The organism is Amycolatopsis sp. NPDC001319, from assembly GCF_042896185.1.
In the GTDB taxonomy this organism is placed as follows: domain Bacteria; phylum Actinomycetota; class Actinomycetes; order Mycobacteriales; family Pseudonocardiaceae; genus Amycolatopsis.
On sequence record NZ_JBIAWY010000024.1, the window covers coordinates 44293 to 61361 of the forward strand.

The 17069-nt window shown below is 69.7% G+C and carries 19 protein-coding genes; 16 read left to right on the forward strand and 3 right to left on the reverse strand.

Annotation, left to right across the window (positions count from 1 at the left end):
- Positions 1-78: 78 nt before the first annotated feature.
- Together ACFY1H_RS47775 and ACFY1H_RS47780 are read right to left on the reverse strand one after the other, a co-directional pair.
- Positions 79-732 (reverse strand): alpha/beta hydrolase, encoded by a 654-nt coding sequence (locus ACFY1H_RS47775; RefSeq protein WP_366577442.1) that lies wholly within the window; start codon positions 730-732, stop codon positions 79-81.
- A 44-nt stretch (positions 733-776) separates the two neighbouring features.
- A complete protein-coding gene (locus tag ACFY1H_RS47780; RefSeq protein WP_366577440.1) occupies positions 777-1427 on the reverse strand; it encodes an HNH endonuclease family protein in 651 nt (216 codons plus the stop codon).
- 272 nt (positions 1428-1699) lie between these two features.
- On the opposite strand from ACFY1H_RS47780, the gene ACFY1H_RS47785 reads away from it, so the two are divergent.
- The 16 genes from ACFY1H_RS47785 to hypB all read left to right on the forward strand — a co-directional run bounded on the left by ACFY1H_RS47785 (position 1700) and on the right by hypB (position 14887).
- Positions 1700-2752, forward strand: coding sequence for a tetratricopeptide repeat protein (locus ACFY1H_RS47785; RefSeq protein WP_366577438.1), 1053 nt, complete (start codon positions 1700-1702; stop codon positions 2750-2752).
- Between the two features lie 418 nt (positions 2753-3170).
- Positions 3171-3785 (forward strand): SIS domain-containing protein, encoded by a 615-nt coding sequence (locus tag ACFY1H_RS47790; RefSeq protein ID WP_386956566.1) that lies wholly within the window; start codon positions 3171-3173, stop codon positions 3783-3785.
- A 47-nt stretch (positions 3786-3832) separates the two neighbouring features.
- Positions 3833-4021: a HypC/HybG/HupF family hydrogenase formation chaperone gene (locus ACFY1H_RS47795; protein WP_366577902.1), complete on the forward strand. Its 189-nt coding sequence runs from the start codon at positions 3833-3835 to the stop codon at positions 4019-4021.
- A gap of 19 nt (positions 4022-4040) precedes the next feature.
- Positions 4041-4739 (forward strand): SIS domain-containing protein, encoded by a 699-nt coding sequence (locus tag ACFY1H_RS47800; protein WP_386956567.1) that lies wholly within the window; start codon positions 4041-4043, stop codon positions 4737-4739.
- A complete protein-coding gene (locus ACFY1H_RS47805) occupies positions 4736-5785 on the forward strand; it encodes a hydrogenase expression protein HypE (protein WP_366577432.1) in 1050 nt (349 codons plus the stop codon). The genes ACFY1H_RS47800 and ACFY1H_RS47805 overlap by 4 nt, the downstream gene beginning before the upstream one ends.
- 13 nt (positions 5786-5798) lie before the next feature.
- The gene (locus tag ACFY1H_RS47810; RefSeq protein WP_366577430.1) at positions 5799-7595 is read left to right on the forward strand and encodes a nickel-dependent hydrogenase large subunit; all 1797 of its coding nucleotides are present in this window, start codon (positions 5799-5801) and stop codon (positions 7593-7595) included.
- 3 nt (positions 7596-7598) lie between these two features.
- Positions 7599-8165, forward strand: a complete 567-nt coding sequence (locus ACFY1H_RS47815) for a NifU family protein (RefSeq protein ID WP_366577428.1) — start codon at positions 7599-7601, stop codon at positions 8163-8165.
- Positions 8162-8779, forward strand: coding sequence for a DUF5947 family protein (locus tag ACFY1H_RS47820; RefSeq protein WP_366577426.1), 618 nt, complete (start codon positions 8162-8164; stop codon positions 8777-8779). Before ACFY1H_RS47815 ends, ACFY1H_RS47820 begins: the two co-directional genes overlap by 4 nt.
- A complete protein-coding gene (locus ACFY1H_RS47825) occupies positions 8772-9410 on the forward strand; it encodes a DUF6084 family protein (RefSeq protein WP_366577424.1) in 639 nt (212 codons plus the stop codon). Before ACFY1H_RS47820 ends, ACFY1H_RS47825 begins: the two co-directional genes overlap by 8 nt.
- Complete coding sequence (locus tag ACFY1H_RS47830) at positions 9407-10729, forward strand: hypothetical protein (RefSeq protein ID WP_366577422.1); 1323 nt, start codon at positions 9407-9409, stop codon at positions 10727-10729. Before ACFY1H_RS47825 ends, ACFY1H_RS47830 begins: the two co-directional genes overlap by 4 nt.
- Positions 10726-11226 carry a hydrogenase maturation protease gene (locus tag ACFY1H_RS47835; RefSeq protein WP_366577420.1) on the forward strand — a complete coding sequence of 167 codons (501 nt, stop codon included), beginning with the start codon at positions 10726-10728 and terminating at the stop codon, positions 11224-11226. Before ACFY1H_RS47830 ends, ACFY1H_RS47835 begins: the two co-directional genes overlap by 4 nt.
- Positions 11227-11338: 112 nt before the next feature.
- Positions 11339-11611: a HypC/HybG/HupF family hydrogenase formation chaperone gene (locus ACFY1H_RS47840; RefSeq protein ID WP_366577418.1), complete on the forward strand. Its 273-nt coding sequence runs from the start codon at positions 11339-11341 to the stop codon at positions 11609-11611.
- 16 nt (positions 11612-11627) lie between these two features.
- Positions 11628-12755: a hydrogenase formation protein HypD gene (hypD, locus tag ACFY1H_RS47845; protein ID WP_366577416.1), complete on the forward strand. Its 1128-nt coding sequence runs from the start codon at positions 11628-11630 to the stop codon at positions 12753-12755.
- On the forward strand, positions 12752-13828 hold the full coding sequence (hypE, locus tag ACFY1H_RS47850) for a hydrogenase expression/formation protein HypE (protein ID WP_366577414.1): 1077 nt from the start codon (positions 12752-12754) through the stop codon (positions 13826-13828). The genes hypD and hypE overlap by 4 nt, the downstream gene beginning before the upstream one ends.
- Entirely contained in the window at positions 13828-14157 is a 330-nt protein-coding gene (locus ACFY1H_RS47855; protein ID WP_285971027.1) for a hydrogenase maturation nickel metallochaperone HypA, read from the forward strand. The genes hypE and ACFY1H_RS47855 overlap by 1 nt, the downstream gene beginning before the upstream one ends.
- 1 nt (position 14158) lies before the next feature.
- Positions 14159-14887 (forward strand): hydrogenase nickel incorporation protein HypB, encoded by a 729-nt coding sequence (gene hypB / locus ACFY1H_RS47860; RefSeq protein ID WP_386956568.1) that lies wholly within the window; start codon positions 14159-14161, stop codon positions 14885-14887.
- On the opposite strand, the gene hypF is transcribed toward hypB, so the two are convergent.
- Positions 14817-17069, reverse strand: a complete 2253-nt coding sequence (gene hypF / locus ACFY1H_RS47865) for a carbamoyltransferase HypF (protein WP_386956569.1) — start codon at positions 17067-17069, stop codon at positions 14817-14819. The two genes, hypB and hypF, sit on opposite strands and share 71 nt — an antisense overlap.

Sequence of the window (17069 nt, forward strand, 5' to 3'; positions counted from 1 at the left end):
CCGTGCACGGGAGACCGACGTTAGGGAGCACCGAGCCAGCGCGTCAATAGGTCTGGACCATTTGGCGGCGCCGCGGTGTCAGAGCGTGGCGAAATACCGCTCGAGCCGCTCGGCCAGCTCAGCCGGACGGCTCAACGCGACGCCGTGGGACCCGTCGATCTCGTCGGCCTCGACGCCGAGCCGCTCGCGCGCGACGCGCCGCTGCAGCTCGGGCGAGAAGAACTTGTCGTCGCGGCAGAGGAGCACGCGCGTGGGGAGGTCGGGCAACTGCGCGTCGGGCCACGGGTCGTCCCACTCCGCGCTGAGCTGGTCGCGGCTGCGGCTCAGGGCTTCGGCGGCGAGCTCCGGCGGCACGTCGCCGAGGTAGATCTCCGTGTCGGTGAGGTCCGCGCCCGGGCCTTCGAACCCGACGTTGCCCCACCACTGGGCCGGCGGCTCCCCCGGCGCGGGCACCATGCCGGCGAGGAAAACGAGCAGCCGCGCGTTTTCCAGCCGCGCCGCGGCCAGCCCAGCGGTGAATCCGCCGTAGGAATGCCCGACCACGACGATGTCCGGCTTTCCCTCCACCGCCGCGGTGGCCGTGGCCGCGAACTCCGCCAGCTTCGCCTCGGGGTTGCCGAGCGGCAGGTCCGGCGCCACGGCTTCGTGGCCGCGCCGCCGCAGCTCGTCGACGACGAGGTGCCATTCCCAGCCGCTGCCGCCACCGCCGTGGATGAGGAGGAAGGTCGCCATGCCAGGGACAGTAACCGAGGGGTCCGACAGTTCCGGCCCGCGAATCAGGCCGGGCAGCGGCGCAGCATGTCCTGCAGCGCCGTCTTCTCCCCCGTCGTGATGGTGAGGCCGTAGAAGTGCTTCACGGTCACCCAGTCCGTCGCGTAGGTGCACCAGAACGACACCAGCGGCGGCTTCCACTCGTCGGGCGCCTTGTCGCCCTTCTGCTGGTTGAGGTTGTCCGTGACGGCGAAGAGCTGGGGGCGAGTGAGGTCGTTGGCGAACTGCTCGCGTTTGGACTGCGGCCAGTCGCGCGCGCCGCTGGCCCAGGCCTGGCCGAGGGGCACCATGTGGTCGATGTCGACGTCGCCGGGCTTGGTCCAGGTCTCGGCGTCGTACACGCTGAACCAGGTGCCGGACGTCGGGTTGCAGTCGGTGCCGGCCTTGACGTCCTTGCCGTCGCGCTTGAGCACGAGCTCGCGCGTGTTGCAGTTGTGCCCCTGGTTGTCCCAGTGCGGGAATTTGTCACGGGAGTAGCCGGACATCGACGTGCGCGGCGCGATTTTCAGCTCCGCCAGCTGCTGCGTGACGTCGGCGGGTGCGGCACCCGTGGGCTCGGCGCCGCTCGGCCGTCCGGCGTACCAGATCCCCGCGACGGCCACCACGAGAACCACGACGACCAGCAGGATTCGCTGGGTGGGAGACGTCCGGGCCATGCGCGCGTGATCCTCTCGACGGGTTCAGGAGGCGGCAGTACCGATCCGACCAAAGTAGGCCGACCCCCAAGCGGCGCGTAGCCGTTGCTACGAAGCCATTCGGCCGTGACTGTGGTCGGATTGGTAATGATCGGCGCAGTATGCCCGGCGCGAGGCCCGTGATCGCGCCGACACTCTCAGCTGCGCGCGAACCGTGTCCGGGACCACGGTGTCACGTCCGCGGCGCGTCGAGCGACTACTGGGGTGGGGGTAGGCGGAAGGGAGCGTTGCCGATGAGCGGGCGGCTGCGGAAGTGGAACTCGCGCGTCGACGACTACCTGCAGCGCAAGGCCGCGGAGGGCGGCAACGTCGTCGCGATGACACGCCTCGGCGCGGCGCTGCGCGAACGCGGCGAGCAGGCGGAGGCCGAGACGTGGTTCCGCCGCGCGGCGGCCGGCGGCGACCGCATCGCGATGACGGCGTTGGCGAACCTCCTGGCCGAGCGCGGTGTGCTCGACGAGGCCGAACGCTGGTACCACGAGGCCGCTCACGCCGGCGAGCCGCACGGGATGCTGGGCCTCGGCCGCGCGTACGAACGGCGCGGCCGCGTCGAGGACGCCGAGTACTGGTTCCACGAGGCCGCCGTGACCGGTGACGCCGACGCGATGGGCGCGCTCGGGCACCTGCTCGCCGAACGCGGCCGCTACGACGAGGCCGAGGACTGGTGCCGCCGCGCCGCGAGCACGGGCAACACGTCCGCGATGATCGACGTCGGCATCGTCATGCGCGAACGCGGCCGCTACAGCGAGGCCACGCGCTGGTGGCGCGAGGCCCTCGCCGACGGCGACCTCTCGGCGACCTGCCTGCTCGGCCGCCAGTCCGAACGCTTCGGCAAGCTCCAGGACGCCGAATCCTGGTACCGCCAGGGCGCGACCTCCGGCAACGTCGAGGCCACCGTCCGCCTGGGCCTGCTCCTGCACCGCCGCGGCGACGTCGACGAGGCCGAAGCCTGGTACCTCGACGCGGCCGAAGCCGGCGACGCCGCCGCGATGACCAACCTCGGCGTCCTGGCCCGCAACCGCGGCGACGAGGGCGAAGCCGCGGCCTGGTACCGCAAGGCGGCGGAGCACGGAAGCATCCCGGCGCTGACGAACCTCGGGCACCTGGCCGAGGCGCGGGATGAGCTGGCGAAGGCGGAGCGGTTCTTCCGGGCGGCGGCGGAGACCGGGGATGTGCAGGGGATGTTGAGCTTGGCGCGGATGCTGCAGGCGAGGGGTGCGGCGGAGGAGGCGGACACGTGGCTGTCGCGGGCGGAGGAGTCCCAAGGGGAGCATGACCGGGCTTGAACCCCAACCGGACATACAGCCGCCGCTTTTTTGGGAGGCGTCGCCGTCCCATTCTGTCGGCCACCACCGACAGTTCTGAGAAATCGCCGCCACCCCCGCCCAGTTGTCCACAACTCGGAGTGGCCTGTGGACAGACCGCAAAAACGAAAGCGCCCCGTGGCTCAGCGCCGAATCCCCGACCGAACCCCGCAGCCGCCCGAACCCGGTTCCACCGCAACATCACCCGCCGAAATCCGCAGCCATCCCCACGTCGTTCGCAAGAAACGCCGGACCCGGTTCCGCGCACCGCCGCGCGGATCATGACCAGACGCCACTCGGGTGAATTACTGCCCATTCCCGCGGTCTATTGTGTGATCCAACTCACAGCTCTAGTGTGGGACGAGACTGCTCCCACCACCGAGCGCAGGGAAGTGCCGCCATGGTCGGCTTTCCGAGTACTTCTACCGGTGCGGTGGCGGCGCTGTTCGAGCGCCGCGTCGTGCCGGGTGGAGAGCTGGGCTCGCAAGCGGAGGCGGTGGCGCAGGCGTGTCACGGAATGGCGCGGCGGTTTCACCGCGGCGGGAAGCTCGTGGTGTTCGGCAACGGGGGCGCGGGCACCGACGCGCAGCACGTGGCCGTGGAGTTCGTGCACCCCGTGATCGTGGGGAAACGCGCGTTGCCGGCGATCTCGCTGACGGCCGACGTCGCCACGCTCACCAGCGTCGCGAACGAAAAGGGCCTGGACGAGATCTTCGCCTACCAGATCAAGTTCCTCGCCGAGCCGCAGGACATCGCGCTCGGCATCTCGTCCGACGGGGACTGCGTCAACGTCCGGCGCGGTCTCGAAGCCGCCCGTGAGCTGGGGATGCTCACCATCGCGCTCACGGGCGGAACCGGGCCGGGCACCATCACGGCCGACCACGTGCTGCACGCACGCTCCGACGACCCCCGCGTGGTCAAGGAAATCCACGTCACGACCTACCACGTCCTGTGGGAACTCGTGCACGTGTTCTTCGAACAGCCCGGTGTCCTCACACCGGAGGTGGCGTCGTGAACGCCCATGACGCCGACAGAGCACCGGCCCCCGCCTGTCATGACGGGGTGTGCATCACCTGTTCCGATACCGCGGTCGAAGTGACCGTCGTCGAACTCCTGGACCTCGGGTTCGCAGTCGTGGATACCGGCCAGGGCAGGGAAGAAGTGAGCGTGGCACTGGTGGATGCCGGTGTCGGCGACCGAATCCTCGTCCACGCCGGCGAAGCCATCGCACGTCTGGAGATTTCCGAGTAGCCGAGGGAGCTGAGCGGCCATGGATTCCGTGGGCGCGAGTGGTCTCGAGGAGCTGTACCCGTTCCTGTACGCGGGTAAGAGCGACCTCGACGCCGTCCTGACCCAGGTCCGGCAGTCCACTGTGGAGAAAGCCGGCGAGATCGTCGCGCTGCGCCGTCAGGTTCTCGAGACCGACGGCGAGCGCCTCGCCGCGTGCGCGCGGGACCTCGCGAAGGCGTTCGCCGGCGGTGGCCGGTTGCTGGCCTTCGGCAACGGCGGCAGCTCCACCGACGCGCAGGACCTCGCGAGCCTGTTCCTCAGCCCCGAGAGCCCCGCCGGCGGCGCCCGCAAAAACGCGCGGCCCCTGCCCGCCTTCGGCCTCACCAACGACATCGCCGTGGTCACCGCCCTGTCCAACGACATCGGGTTCGACGTCGTGTTCTCCCGGCAGGTCGCCGCGTTCGGCCGCCGCGGCGACATCGCCGTGGGCCTGTCGACCAGCGGGAACTCGGCGAACCTGCTGGCCGCCTTCGACGAGGCCGCGCGCCGCGGCCTCGTCACCGTCGGCATCGCCGGGTACGACGGCGGGAAGATGGCCGAGCTCACCAGCATCGACCACCTCTTCGTCGTGCCGTCGCCTTCCGTGCACCGCATCCAAGAAGCCCAGACGACCCTTTACCACGCACTGTGGGAACTCACCCTCGGTGCGCTCGACGATCTCGAGGGTGAACAGCCGTGACCCAAGCCCGAGAAGAAGAGAAGCCCATCCACATCCTGTGGATCAACGCCGGACTGTCCTGCGACGGCGACTCCGTCGCGCTGACCGCCGCCACGCAGCCGAGCATCGAGGAGATCGTGCTCGGCGCGCTGCCCGGCCTGCCGAAGATCCAGGTGCACTGGCCGCTGATCGACTTCGAGTGCGGTCCGGACAAGGGCGCCGACACGTTCATCGAGTGGTTCTACAAAGCCGACCGCGGCGAGCTGGAACCGTTCGTGCTGGTCGTCGAGGGCTCGATCCCCAACGAGGCCATCAAGGCCGAGGGCTATTGGTGCGGCTTCGGCAACAACCCCGAGACCGGCCAGCCCATGACCACCAGCGAGTGGCTCGACCGCCTCGCTCCCAAGGCCCTCGCCGTGGTCGCGGCCGGCACCTGCGCCGCATACGGCGGCATCCACGCGATGGAGGGCAACCCGACGGGCGCGATGGGCGTGCCCGACTACCTGGGCTGGGACTGGAAATCGGGCGCCGGCCTGCCGATCGTGTGCATCCCCGGCTGCCCGACGCACCCGGACAACTTCTCCGAAACACTCACCTACCTGCTCTACCAGGCCGCCGGCCACGCGCCGATGATCCCGCTCGACGACCACCTCCGTCCACAATGGCTGTTCGGCGCGACCGTCCACGAGGGGTGCGATCGAGCCGGTTACTACGAGCAGGGCCAGTTCGCCGAGGAGTACGACTCGCCGAAGTGCCTGGTCAAGCTCGGCTGCTGGGGCCCGGTCGTGAAGTGCAACGTGCCCAAGCGCGGCTGGATCAACGGCGTCGGCGGCTGCCCGAACGTCGGCGGCATCTGCATCGGCTGCACCATGCCCGGCTTCCCGGACAAGTTCATGCCGTTCATGGACGAACCGCCCGGCGCCCACGTCTCCTCGCTGGCGAGCGGCGCGTACGGCTCGGTGATCCGGCGCCTGCGCAAGATCACCGAACGCAAGGCCGACGCCGAACCCAAGTGGCGGCACAAGGGCAAGCAGCTCGAAACCGGCTACCGCTCCTCTTGGCGCTGAAGGGACTGGGGACATGACGCGAACCGAAAGCGACAAGGCCGTCAGCACCAAGGGCCGGACCGACCTCGTCGAGATGGCGTGGGACCCGATCACGCGCATCGTCGGCAGCCTGGGGATCTACACGAAGATCGACTGGGCGGCCAAGAAGGTCGTGGAGTGCCACAGCACGTCTTCGGTCTTCCGCGGCTACAGCATCTTCATGAAGGGCAAGGATCCGCGCGACGCGCACTTCATCACCAGCCGCATCTGCGGGATCTGCGGCGACAACCACGCCACCTGCTCGGTCTACAACCAGAACATGGCCTACGGCGTGCGCCCGCCGCACCTCGGCGAGTGGATCATCAACCTCGGCGAGGCCGCCGAGTACATGTTCGACCACAACATCTTCCAGGAGAACCTGGTCGGCGTCGACTACTGCGAGAAGATGGTGGCCGAGACCAACCCGGGCGTGCTGGAGCTGGCCAACCGCACCGAGGCGCCGCACGCGGGTGACCACGGGTACAAGACCATCGGCGACATCATGCGCTCGCTCAACCCGCTGGAGGGCGAGTTCTACCGCGAGGCCCTGCAGGTCAGCCGCTCCACGCGCGAGATGTTCTGCCTCATGGAAGGCCGCCACGTCCACCCGTCCACTTTGTACCCGGGCGGCGTCGGGACGATCGCGACGGTGCAGCTGTTCACCGACTACCTCACCCGGCTGATGCGCTACGTCGAGTTCATGAAGCGCTGTCTGCCGATGCACGACGACCTGTTCGACTTCTTCTACGAAGCCATCCCCGGTTACGAAGAGGTCGGGCGCCGGCGCATCCTGCTCGGCTGCTGGGGCAGCCTCAACGACCCGCAGTACTGCGACTTCACCTACGAGAACATGGAGTCGTGGGGCCGCAAGATGTTCGTGACGCCCGGCGTGGTCGTCGACGGCAAGCTGGTCACCACGAGCCTGCTCGACATCAACCTCGGCATCCGGATCCTGCTCGGCTCGTCCTTCTACGAGGACTGGGAGGGCATGGACAAGTTCGTGACGCACGACCCGCTGGGCAACCCCGTGGACTCGCGCCACCCGTGGAACCAGCACACGATCCCGCGTCCGCAGAAACGCGACTTCGACGACAAGTACTCGTGGACGATGTCGCCGCGCTGGTTCGACGGCACCGACCACCTCGCGCTCGACACCGGCGGCGGCCCGATCGCCCGGCTGTGGGTCACGGCGCTGGCCGGGCTCGTGGACACCGACTACGTGAAGTCCACCGGGCACAGCGTGGTGATCAACCTGCCGCGCACGGCCACGAAACCCGAGGTCAGCTTCGAGTGGAAGATCCCGAAGTGGAGCAACGCGCTCGAACGCAACCGCGCCCGCACGTACTTCCAGGCGTACGCGGCCGGCCTCGCGCTGCACTTCGCGGAACGCGCACTCGCGGAGGTCCGCGGTGGCAACACGAAGACGTGGGAGCCGTTCAAGGTGCCCGAGGAAGGCGTGTCGTGCGGGTTCACCGAGGCGGTGCGCGGGGTCCTTTCGCACCACATGGTGATCAAGGGCGGCAAGATCGCGAACTACCACCCGTACCCGCCGACCCCGTGGAACGGCAGCGTGCGCGACTCGTTCGGCACGCCGGGCCCGTATGAGGACGCGGTGCAGAACACCCCGATCTTCGAGGAGAACACGCAGGAGAACTTCAAGGGCATCGACATCATGCGCGCCGTGCGCAGCTTCGATCCCTGCCTGCCCTGCGGCGTGCACATGTACACCGGCAAGGGCAAGACGCTCGACCGGATCCACACCCCCCACGCGTTCGGCGGAGAGGTGTTCTGAACCATGACGGAACGCGACATCGGCCAGGTAGGCGAACGAATCGAGCAGCTCCTCGGTGAGCTCGCGGCGGAGGCGGGCAGCACCGTGGCGGACAGGGCTGAGGACCTCGTCCACACGCTGCTCGAGTTCTACGGCGCCGGCCTGACGACGATCGTGTCCGTCCTGCGAGAGGACGTCGCCGGCGAGGTGCTGCTGGAGCGCCTCGCCGGCGACGACCACGTGCGCGGGCTGCTGGTGCTCCACGACCTGCACCCGAAGTCCACTTTGGACCGCGTAACCGAGGCGCTCGACGAGGTGCGGCCGTACCTGGGTTCGCACTCCGGAGACGTCGACATCGTCGGCATCGACGCCGAAGGCGTGCTGCGGCTGCAGCTGCAGGGCACGTGCGACGGCTGCCCGTCCTCGACCGTCACGGCGAAGCTGGCCATCGAACGCGTGGTGCGCGAGGCCGCGCCGGAGCTGACCGACGTCATCGTGGCCGGGGTGGTGCCCGAGCAGACCGGCCCGGGCGGACGTCCGCTGCTGCCGCTGGAAGCGATCGAGTGCCCCGTCCCCGTGGAGCAGGCATGACGGGCGGTCTGCGCAAGTTCCTGACGCCCGCCGAGCGCCCGGCGCCCGGGGAACGGTGTGAGCTGTGCACGGAGCCGGTCGGCGTCGGCCACGGGCACGTGATCGACCTGGAATCTCGCACCATCATGTGCACCTGCCGGGGCTGCTACCTGCTGTTCACGCACACCGGGGCCGGCGGCCAACGGCACCGCGCGGTGCCGACGCGCTACCGGCACACCGCACGGTTCCCGGCCGGCGCGACGCTGTGGGAGACGGCCGGGATCCCCGTGCGGATGGCGTTCCTGTTCTACAACTCGGTGCAGGAGCGCGCGGTCGCGTTCTACCCGAGCCCCGCCGGCGCGACGGAGTCGCTGCTGCCGCTGGACACGTGGACGGAGCTGCTGCAGGAGCAGCCCGAGTTCGCCACCGTGGCCCCCGACGTCGAAGCGGTGCTGGTCAACAAGCACGACGTCGGCTTCGAGGCGTTCCTCGTGCCGATCGACGTGTGTTACGAACTCGTCGGCCTCGTCCGCCTGCACTGGCGCGGCTTCGACGGCGGCTCCGAAGCGCACGAAGCCATCGACCGGTTCTTCGCCGACCTTCGCGCCCGCGGAGAGGTCGCCGCGGATGGCTGAGCTGACCTTCGACTGCCTGGACGTGCGCCCGGTGAAGTACGCGGCGTCGCCGACGCTCGCGTTCAGCATGAAGATCACCGAGCTCACCGCCCAGCCGATCCACGCGCTGGTGCTGCGGGTGCAGCTGCGGATCGAACCGCAGCGGCGCCGCTACAGCAGCGGGGAGGCGGAGCTGCTCACGAACCTGTTCGGCGACCCTTCGCGCTGGGGCGAGACGCTGAAGCCGTTCCAGTTCGCGACCGTGGCGGTGATGGTGCCGAGCTTCACGCGCACCACGGAGTTCCAGCTCGAGGTGCCCTGCACGTACGACCTGGAAGTGGCCGCCGGCAAGTACTTCCACGCGCTCGCCGACGGCGTGGTCCCGCTCGTGCTGCTCTTCAGCGGCACGGTGTTCGCGAAGGGCGGCCCGGGGTTCTGGGTCGAGCCCGTGCCGTGGCACACCGAAGCCGAGTGCCGTATGCCGATCGCCGCGTGGGAGGAGCTGATGAACCAGTACTTCCCCAACGTCGCGTGGCTGAAGCTGCACCGCGAGACCGTGGACGCGCTGCTGCGGTACAAGTCGCGCCACGCCATCCCGACGTGGGACGCGGCGATGGAGCACCTGCTGGCGAACGTGGGTGATGACCTGTGACCAGCGTGTTCGACCAGGCCCGCGCCGTCGGCGACGCCGTGCTGTACGAGGGTTACCTGCTCTACCCCTACCGTGCGTCGGCGCGGAAGAACCGGGTGCGCTGGCAGTGGGGCGTGCTGATGCCGCCAACGTATGCGTCGGAGGAGCGCGGCGAGTACGCGACGTCACGCACGGAGTGCCTGCTGGAGCCCCGCAAGCACACTTCGGTGCACCTGACGCTGCGGTTCCTGCAGGCCCAGGAACGCCTGGTGCACGACGGCCACGGGTTCGTCGACTCCGTGACCGTGGCCGGCAAGGACTACACGACGTGGGACGAAGCCGTGGAGCACGAGCTGAACTTCGTGGTCCCCGTGGCCGAGCTGCTCGCGCAGCCGGTGGAGCTGCCATTCTCGGTTCCACCGGCCGAAACGCGCGAGTGCGTCGGCGACCACTGCACGCTCGTGCGCCGCTCCGGCGAGCTGACCGGCGTGCTCACGGCTCGCCTCGACGCGCTCGACGGCCCCTTCGGCGGCACGCGGCTGCGACTGGACCTGCGCAACACGAGTACGTGGCCGTCGGACGGCGTCCGCGAATCGGCGCTGCGCAGGGCGCTGCTCGCCGCGCACGTGATCCTGGCGGTGGACTCCGGTCACTTCCTCTCGATGCTCGACCCGCCCGAGTGGGCGAAGCCGGCCGTCGAGGCGTGTGTGAACGAGCGCGTGTGGCCGGTGCTGATCGGCGGGTCGTCACGAAGCGGGGTGATGCTGGCGTCCCCCATCATCCTGTACGACGACCCGTCGATCGCGCCCGAAAGCCCTGGTGAGCTGTTCGACGGCACCGAGATCGACGAGATCCTCACGCTGCGCACGATGGCGCTCACCGACGACGAGAAGCGCGAGGCCCGCGCCACGGATCCCCGGGCGGCGGCACTGGTGGACCGCGTGGACGACCTGCCGCAGGAGCTGCTCGACCGGCTGCACGGCACCGTCCGGTACCTGCGTTCGGTGACCGGGGAACAGACCGATCTGCCGGCGAACCCCGAGGTGCCCTGGTGGGACCCGGGAGCCGACGCCTCCGTGTCCCCGGAGACCGACGGCGTCGTGGTCGCCGGCACCCGTGTCGCCGCGGGCTCGCGCGTGCGGCTGCACCCGAACCTGCGGGGCGCCGACGCGCAGGACATGTTCCTCACCGGCCGCGTCGCCACCGTGCGCGCGGTGCTGTCCGATGTGGACGGAACCACCCACGTGGCCGTGACCCTCGACGACGACCCGGGCGCCGACCTGCAGAACGCCCACGGCCGCTTCCGTTACTTCTCCCCCGACGAGCTGGAGCCGACATGAGACCGCAGGTGATGGTGGCGGGGATCGGCAACATCTTCCTCGGCGACGACGGCTTCGGCGTCGAAGTGCTCAAGCAGCTCGAACACGAAGAGCTGCCGGAGTGGGTGCAGATCGCCGACTACGGCGTCTCCGGCCTGCACCTGGCCTACGACCTGCTCGGCGGCTACGACACCACGATCCTGCTCGACGCCACGCCGCACGGGGTCGAGCCGGGCACGTTGTCGCTGATCGAGGCCGACGTCGACGCGATGGCGGCGGCGCCCGTGATCGACGCCCACGGCATGCAGCCCGAGGCCGTGTTCCGCCTGTTGCGCCTGCTCGGCGGCGACGCGGGGCGGGTGCTGATCGTGGGCTGCGAGCCGAAGTCGGTCGAGTCCGGGATCGGGCTCAGCAAGGAGGTCGCGGCCGCCGTGCCCGCGGCCGTGCGTGCGGTGAAGGAACTGGCGTGGGGCACCACCCCGCGTCTCCCGGAAGACACCCTCAAGACGGAGGTCTGACCATGTTCAAGCGGTTGCTGCTGCTGATCGTGCTCATCGGTGTGGTGGCGTGGGTCGCCCGGCTGGTGAAGCCGGACGTGCAGCGTTATGTCGACATGAGCCGGAAATAGCCGTGTGCCTCGGCATCCCGGGCGAGATCATCGAGATCAGCGAGGAACGTCCGGACCTCGCGAAAGTCTCGGTGTGCGGGGTGAAGCGGGCCATCAACATCGGCCTGCTCGCCGACGACCCACCCGCACCCGGTGAGTGGATCCTCATCCACGTCGGGTTCGCACTGTCCAAAATAGACGAGGCGGAGGCCGCCGCGGCGCTGGAGTTCCTGGAGAGCATCGGGAAGGCGTACGAGGACGAGATGGCCGCCCTCCTCGAATCTCGGATCGACTGATCGACCAGGAGGAACCATGCGGTTCGTCGACGAGTTCCGGGACGCGGAGAAGGCGCGGGCGCTGTCCGCGAAGATCACCGCGCTGTGCGAGCCCGGCAGGCACTACAAGTTCATGGAGGTGTGCGGGGGCCACACGCACACGATCTACAAGCACGGCCTCGAGGACTACCTGCCCGAGAGCGTCGAGCTCGTGCACGGCCCGGGCTGCCCGGTGTGCGTGATCCCGATGGGCCGCATCGACGACGCGATCAGCATCGCGCGCCGGCCCGGGGTGCTGATGACGTCGTTCGGCGACATGATGCGCGTGCCGGGTTCGGGCGGGAACTTCTTCGACTCCAACGCCGAGGGCACCAACATCCGCATGGTGTACTCGCCGCTCGACTCGCTGAAGATCGCCCGGCAGAACCCCGACCTGCAGGTGGTCTTCATGGCCATCGGGTTCGAGACGACCACGCCGTCGACCGCGATGACGCTGCTGCGCGCGGCCGACGAAGGCATCCCGAACTTCTCGATCTTCGCCAACCACGTGACGATCGTGCCCGCCATCAAGGCCATTCTCGACTCACCCGACCTGCGGCTCGACGGGTTCCTCGGCCCGGGCCACGTGTCGACGGTGATCGGCTGCCGGCCGTACGAGTTCATCTCGCGCGACTACGGCAAGCCCGTGGTGGTGGCCGGGTTCGAGCCGCTCGACATCCTGCAGTCGATCTACCTGTTGATGGTGCAGCTGTCCGAAGGCCGGGCCGAGGTGGAGAACCAGTACGCGCGCGTGGTGCCGTGGGACGGCAACCTCGTGGCGCTCAAGGTGATCAACGAGGTGATGGAGCTGCGGCCGTACTTCGAGTGGCGCGGCCTCGGGTTCATCTCGCACTCGGCGATGCGCGTGCGCGAGAAGTACGCGGCGTTCGACGCCGAGCGCCTCTTCGACGTGCCGGGCGTGCGCGTGGCGGATCCCAAGGCGTGCCAGTGCGGTGAGGTGCTCAAGGGCGTGCTGAAGCCGTGGGAGTGCAAGGTGTTCGGCACGGCGTGCACGCCGGAGACGCCGATCGGCACCTGCATGGTCTCGCCCGAAGGCGCGTGTGCGGCGTACTACAACTTCGGCCGGTTCAGCCGCAAACGCGTGCGGGAGGCGAGCCACGCATGACCACCACGGAACGCGAGCAGCAGGTGCTCGACCGCATCGAACGTGCCCGGCGGCGGCGCGCGAAGGTGCGCGAGGAGCGCATCACGCTGTCCCACGGCTCGGGCGGCAAGGCGACGCACACGCTGATCGAGGCGGTGTTCCTCGACGCGTTCCGCAACCCGCTGCTGGAGCCGATGGAGGATTCGGCCGCGCTCGCCATCGGCGGCGCGCAGCTGACGCTGACCACGGACTCGTTCGTGGTGTCGCCGCTGTTCTTCCCCGGCGGCGACATCGGTGACCTGGCCGTGAACGGCACGGTCAACGACCTCGCCGTGTCCGGTTCGCGGCCGCTCTACCTCACGGCCGGGTTCATCCTCGAGGAAGGCTTCCCCGTCGAGGACCTGCTGAAGATCGTCGACTCGATGAAGGCGGCAGCCCTCGCGGCCGACGTGCAGATCGTCACCGGGGACACGAAGGTCGTGCAGCGCGGCAAGGGCGACGGCGTGTACATCAACACCGCCGGCATCGGCGTCTCGATCCGTTCGGGGCTGGGGGTTTCCTCGGTCCGGCCGGGCGACGCGGTGCTGGTGTCCGGGCCGATCGGCGACCACGGCGTCACGATCATGCTGGCGCGCGGCGAGCTGGACATCGACGCCGACATCGAGTCCGACACCGCGCCCGTCCACGGCCTCGTGGCGGGGCTGCTGGCCGCCGTGCCCGGCGTGCGCGCGATGCGCGACGCGACCCGCGGCGGCGTGGCGACGATCCTCAACGAGGTCGCGGCCGGCGCGCAGGTTTCGGTGATCGTCGACGAGAACGCGGTGCCGGTGCGCGACGAGGTGCGCGGCGCGTCGGAGCTGCTCGGCATCGATCCGCTGTACGTGGCGTGCGAGGGCCGGATCGTGGTGTTCGTCGACGGCGCGCAGGTCGACGACGCGTTGGCGGCACTGCGATCGCACCCGCTCGGCGCGGAGGCGGCGGTGATCGGCCGCGTGGCCGACGACCCGCCGGGCCTGGTGCTGCTGAACACCGCGTTCGGCGGCACGCGGATCGTGGACATGCTGGTGGGCGACCCGCTGCCGAGGATCTGCTAGTGCACGAGATGTCGATCACGCAGAGCGTCGTGGACGCGATCGTCTCGCGGCTCGGCGACGCGGAGGTGCGCAGCGTGCGGCTGGAGATCGGGCGGCTGTCCGGCGTGGTGCCGGACAGCGTGCGGTTCTGCTTCGACGTGGTGTGCGCGGGGACGTCGTTGCAGGGTGCGGAACTGGAGATCGACGAGCCGCCCGGGCGGGCCGCGTGCCGGGACTGCGGGGCGGAGTTCGGGATCGACGACCCGATCCTGCTGTGCGCGTGCGGCAGCGCGAACGTCGAGGTGCTGGCGGGGCGGCAGCTGCGCATCAAGTCCGTGGAGGTGGTTTGAGGTGTGTGCGACGTGTGGTTGTTCGGATGACGCGGCGGTCCATTCCCACGCCGATGGTCATTCGCACGCGGAGGGTTCTCACACGGTGCTGCTGGAGCAGGACGTGCTGGCCAAGAACGATCACCTGGCCGGGCACAACCGGTCCCGGCTCGCCGAGCTGGGGGTCTTCGCGGTCAACCTGATGAGCTCACCGGGGGCGGGCAAGACGACGTTGCTGGAACAGACCGTTCACGCGTTGGGCACGTCGGTGCCGCTCGCGGTGGTCGAAGGTGATCAGGAGACGCTGCTGGACGCCGACCGCATCAAGGCTTCGGGCGCGCCGGTCGTGCAGATCAACACCGGCGCCGGCTGCCACCTCGACGCGACGATGCTGTCGCGCGCGCTCGACACGCTGGCGCCGGCGCGGGGTTCGGTGCTGTTCGTGGAGAACGTCGGGAACCTCGTGTGCCCCGCGTTGTTCGACCTCGGCGAGGCCGCGCGGGTGGTGATCATGTCCGTGACGGAGGGGCCGGGGAAACCGCTGAAGTACCCGCACATGTTCGCGTCGACGGATCTGGTGCTGCTCAACAAGATCGACCTGCTGCCGTACGTCGCGTTCTCGGTGCCGGAGTTCCTGGACGACCTGCGGCACGTCAACCCGGACGCGCGGGTGGTGGAGATCAGCGCGACCCGCGGTGACGGCCTGGACGAGTGGTACGGCTGGCTGCGACAGCGACCTGACCGAGGCTGATGCCGCCGTCGTTGGTCGGCACGCGGGAGTGGGTGAGGACGCGGAAACCGGTGCGCACCAAGGACTCCACGGTTCGTTCCAGGAGCAGGAGGTTCTGGAAGACGCCGCCGGACAGGGCGACCGTCCCGAGTCCGGTGGTGTCGCGCAGGCGAGTGCAGGTTTCGGTGATGGCTTCGGCGACGCCGTTGTGGAAGCGGGCGGCGACGACCGCGCGTGGGGTGCCGTGGTCGAGGTCCTCGACGACCGCGCGGAGCAGGTCCACACCGGACAGTTGCGTCGGGGTCTGCCCGCAACGGTAGGCGGCGCGTTCTGCCGGGTCGGCGAGTTGCTCCAGCTCGACGGCGGCTTGGCCCTCGTAGTTGATCTCGTCACGGACGCCGAGCACCGCGGCGACGGCGTCGAACAGCCGGCCGGCGCTGGACGTGAGCGGGGAGGCCAGGCCGGTGCGGGCGAGGTGGAGGACGTCGTCCCACTGGTCTTCGTGGCGGTCTCGCAGGGCCTTGGTCGTCACGCCGGCCGCGTCGAGGTAAGCCGCGGCCATGCGCCACGGCTGGCGGATGGCCGTGGTGCCGCCGGGCAGCCGGATGGGCGCGAGGTGGGCCAGGCGGTCGAACCCGGTGAGGTCGGCCTTCAGGAACTCCCCGCCCCAGAGGGTGCCGTCGGTGCCGTAGCCGGTGCCGTCGAAGGCGACGCCGAGGACAGGGCCGGCTTCGCCGTTGTCGGCGAGGCAGGAGGCGATGTGGGCGTGGTGGTGCTGCACACCGACGAGCTCGACGTGCTCCAGGTCCAGCGCGTGTTTCGTGGACAGGTACTCGGGGTGCAGGTCGTGGGCGACGACCGTCGGTGAGACGTCGAACAGCTCGCGGAAGTGCGCGATGCCGGTCTCGTAAGCCTTGAACGTCTCGTAGTTGTCGAGGTCACCGATGTGGTGGGAGAGGAACGCGTGGGTGTCCTTGGCCAGGCAGAACGTGTTCTTCAGCTCCGCGCCGCAGCCGAGGATGTGCTCGGTGAGCCGTGAGCGCAGCGGCACGGGCTCGGGCACGTAACCACGCGAACGGCGTTGCAGCTGCACGCGGTCGCGCCACACCCGCACGACGGAGTCGTCGGTCCGGGTGTGGATGGCCCGGTCGTGCGTGAGGAACGCGTCGGCGATCCCGGACAGCCGCGCGAAGGCGTCTTCGTCGCGGTAGACGATGGGTTCGTCGGACACGTTCGCGCTGGTCAGCACGATCGGCCGGCCGAGGTCGCCGAGCAGCAGGTGGTGCAGCGGCGTGTACGGCAGCATCACCCCGATCCGCCGGTTGCCGGGCGCCACCGAGGGCGCGAGCGGGCCGTTCGCGACGCGGGGGAGCAGCACGATCGGCCGCCGGTGCCCGGTCAGCACGGCCGCGGCGACGTCGCCGACTTCCGCGATCTCCCGCGCCGCCGCGAGATCGGGGACCATCACGGCGAACGGCTTGTCCTCGCGGTGTTTCCTGCCGCGCAGCGCGGCCACGGCCGTCTCGTCGGCCGCGACCACGGCGAGGTGGTAGCCGCCGAGCCCCTTCACCGCGACCACGGCACCCGCTTGGAGCGCGTCCACAGTGGACTCGATCGGCTCTCCGCCACCCGAGAACACGAGCTGTGGCCCGCAAACCGGGCAGCACACGGGCTGCGCGTGGAACCGCCGGTCACCCGGATCTTCGTACTCCTGCTTGCATTCCGCGCACAACGCGAACCCGGCCATGGTCGTCAACGGCCGGTCGTAGGGCACCCCGCGCACGATCGTGAACCGCGGGCCGCAGTTGGTGCAGTTGACGAACGGGTACCGGTACCGCCGGTCCCCCGGATCCCGCAGCTCGGCCAGGCAGTCCGCGCAGGTCGCGCTGTCCGCGGACACCAGCGTCGCCGCCTCACCGCCGGCCGGGCTGGCGACGATCTCGAAGCCCGGCTCCCCCTTGGCGGGCACGCGGGTCACGCGCACGTCGTCGACCACAGCCAGCGGCGGCGCCTCGGCCCGCAGCGCGACGACGAAGGCGGTCAGGTCGACCGAAGCGCCCTCGACCTCGATGAACACCCCGCGGCTGTCGTTGCCGACGAAGCCGGCGAGCCCGAGCCGCCGCGCGAGCCCGTGGACGAAGGGCCGGAACCCCACGCCCTGCACCACCCCGTCGACCCGCACCGCGAAGCGCCCGAGCGCCAT

Excerpts from the sequence above, each read along its gene's own strand:
- ACFY1H_RS47790 (WP_386956566.1), top strand. The coding sequence starts at position 3,171 with ATGGTCGGCTTTCCGAGTACTTCTACCGGTGCGGTGGCGGCGCTGTTC.
- ACFY1H_RS47800 (WP_386956567.1), top strand. The coding sequence starts at position 4,041 with ATGGATTCCGTGGGCGCGAGTGGTCTCGAGGAGCTGTACCCGTTCCTG.
- ACFY1H_RS47780 (WP_366577440.1), bottom strand. The coding sequence starts at position 1,427 with ATGGCCCGGACGTCTCCCACCCAGCGAATCCTGCTGGTCGTCGTGGTT.
- ACFY1H_RS47815 (WP_366577428.1), top strand. The coding sequence starts at position 7,599 with ATGACGGAACGCGACATCGGCCAGGTAGGCGAACGAATCGAGCAGCTC.
- hypE (WP_366577414.1), top strand. The coding sequence starts at position 12,752 with ATGACCACCACGGAACGCGAGCAGCAGGTGCTCGACCGCATCGAACGT.
- ACFY1H_RS47810 (WP_366577430.1), top strand. The coding sequence starts at position 5,799 with ATGACGCGAACCGAAAGCGACAAGGCCGTCAGCACCAAGGGCCGGACC.
- ACFY1H_RS47785 (WP_366577438.1), top strand. The coding sequence starts at position 1,700 with ATGAGCGGGCGGCTGCGGAAGTGGAACTCGCGCGTCGACGACTACCTG.
- hypF (WP_386956569.1), bottom strand. The coding sequence starts at position 17,069 with ATGGCGCTCGGGCGCTTCGCGGTGCGGGTCGACGGGGTGGTGCAGGGC.
- ACFY1H_RS47820 (WP_366577426.1), top strand. The coding sequence starts at position 8,162 with ATGACGGGCGGTCTGCGCAAGTTCCTGACGCCCGCCGAGCGCCCGGCG.
- ACFY1H_RS47775 (WP_366577442.1), bottom strand. The coding sequence starts at position 732 with ATGGCGACCTTCCTCCTCATCCACGGCGGTGGCGGCAGCGGCTGGGAA.
- ACFY1H_RS47825 (WP_366577424.1), top strand. The coding sequence starts at position 8,772 with ATGGCTGAGCTGACCTTCGACTGCCTGGACGTGCGCCCGGTGAAGTAC.
- hypD (WP_366577416.1), top strand. The coding sequence starts at position 11,628 with ATGCGGTTCGTCGACGAGTTCCGGGACGCGGAGAAGGCGCGGGCGCTG.
- ACFY1H_RS47835 (WP_366577420.1), top strand. The coding sequence starts at position 10,726 with ATGAGACCGCAGGTGATGGTGGCGGGGATCGGCAACATCTTCCTCGGC.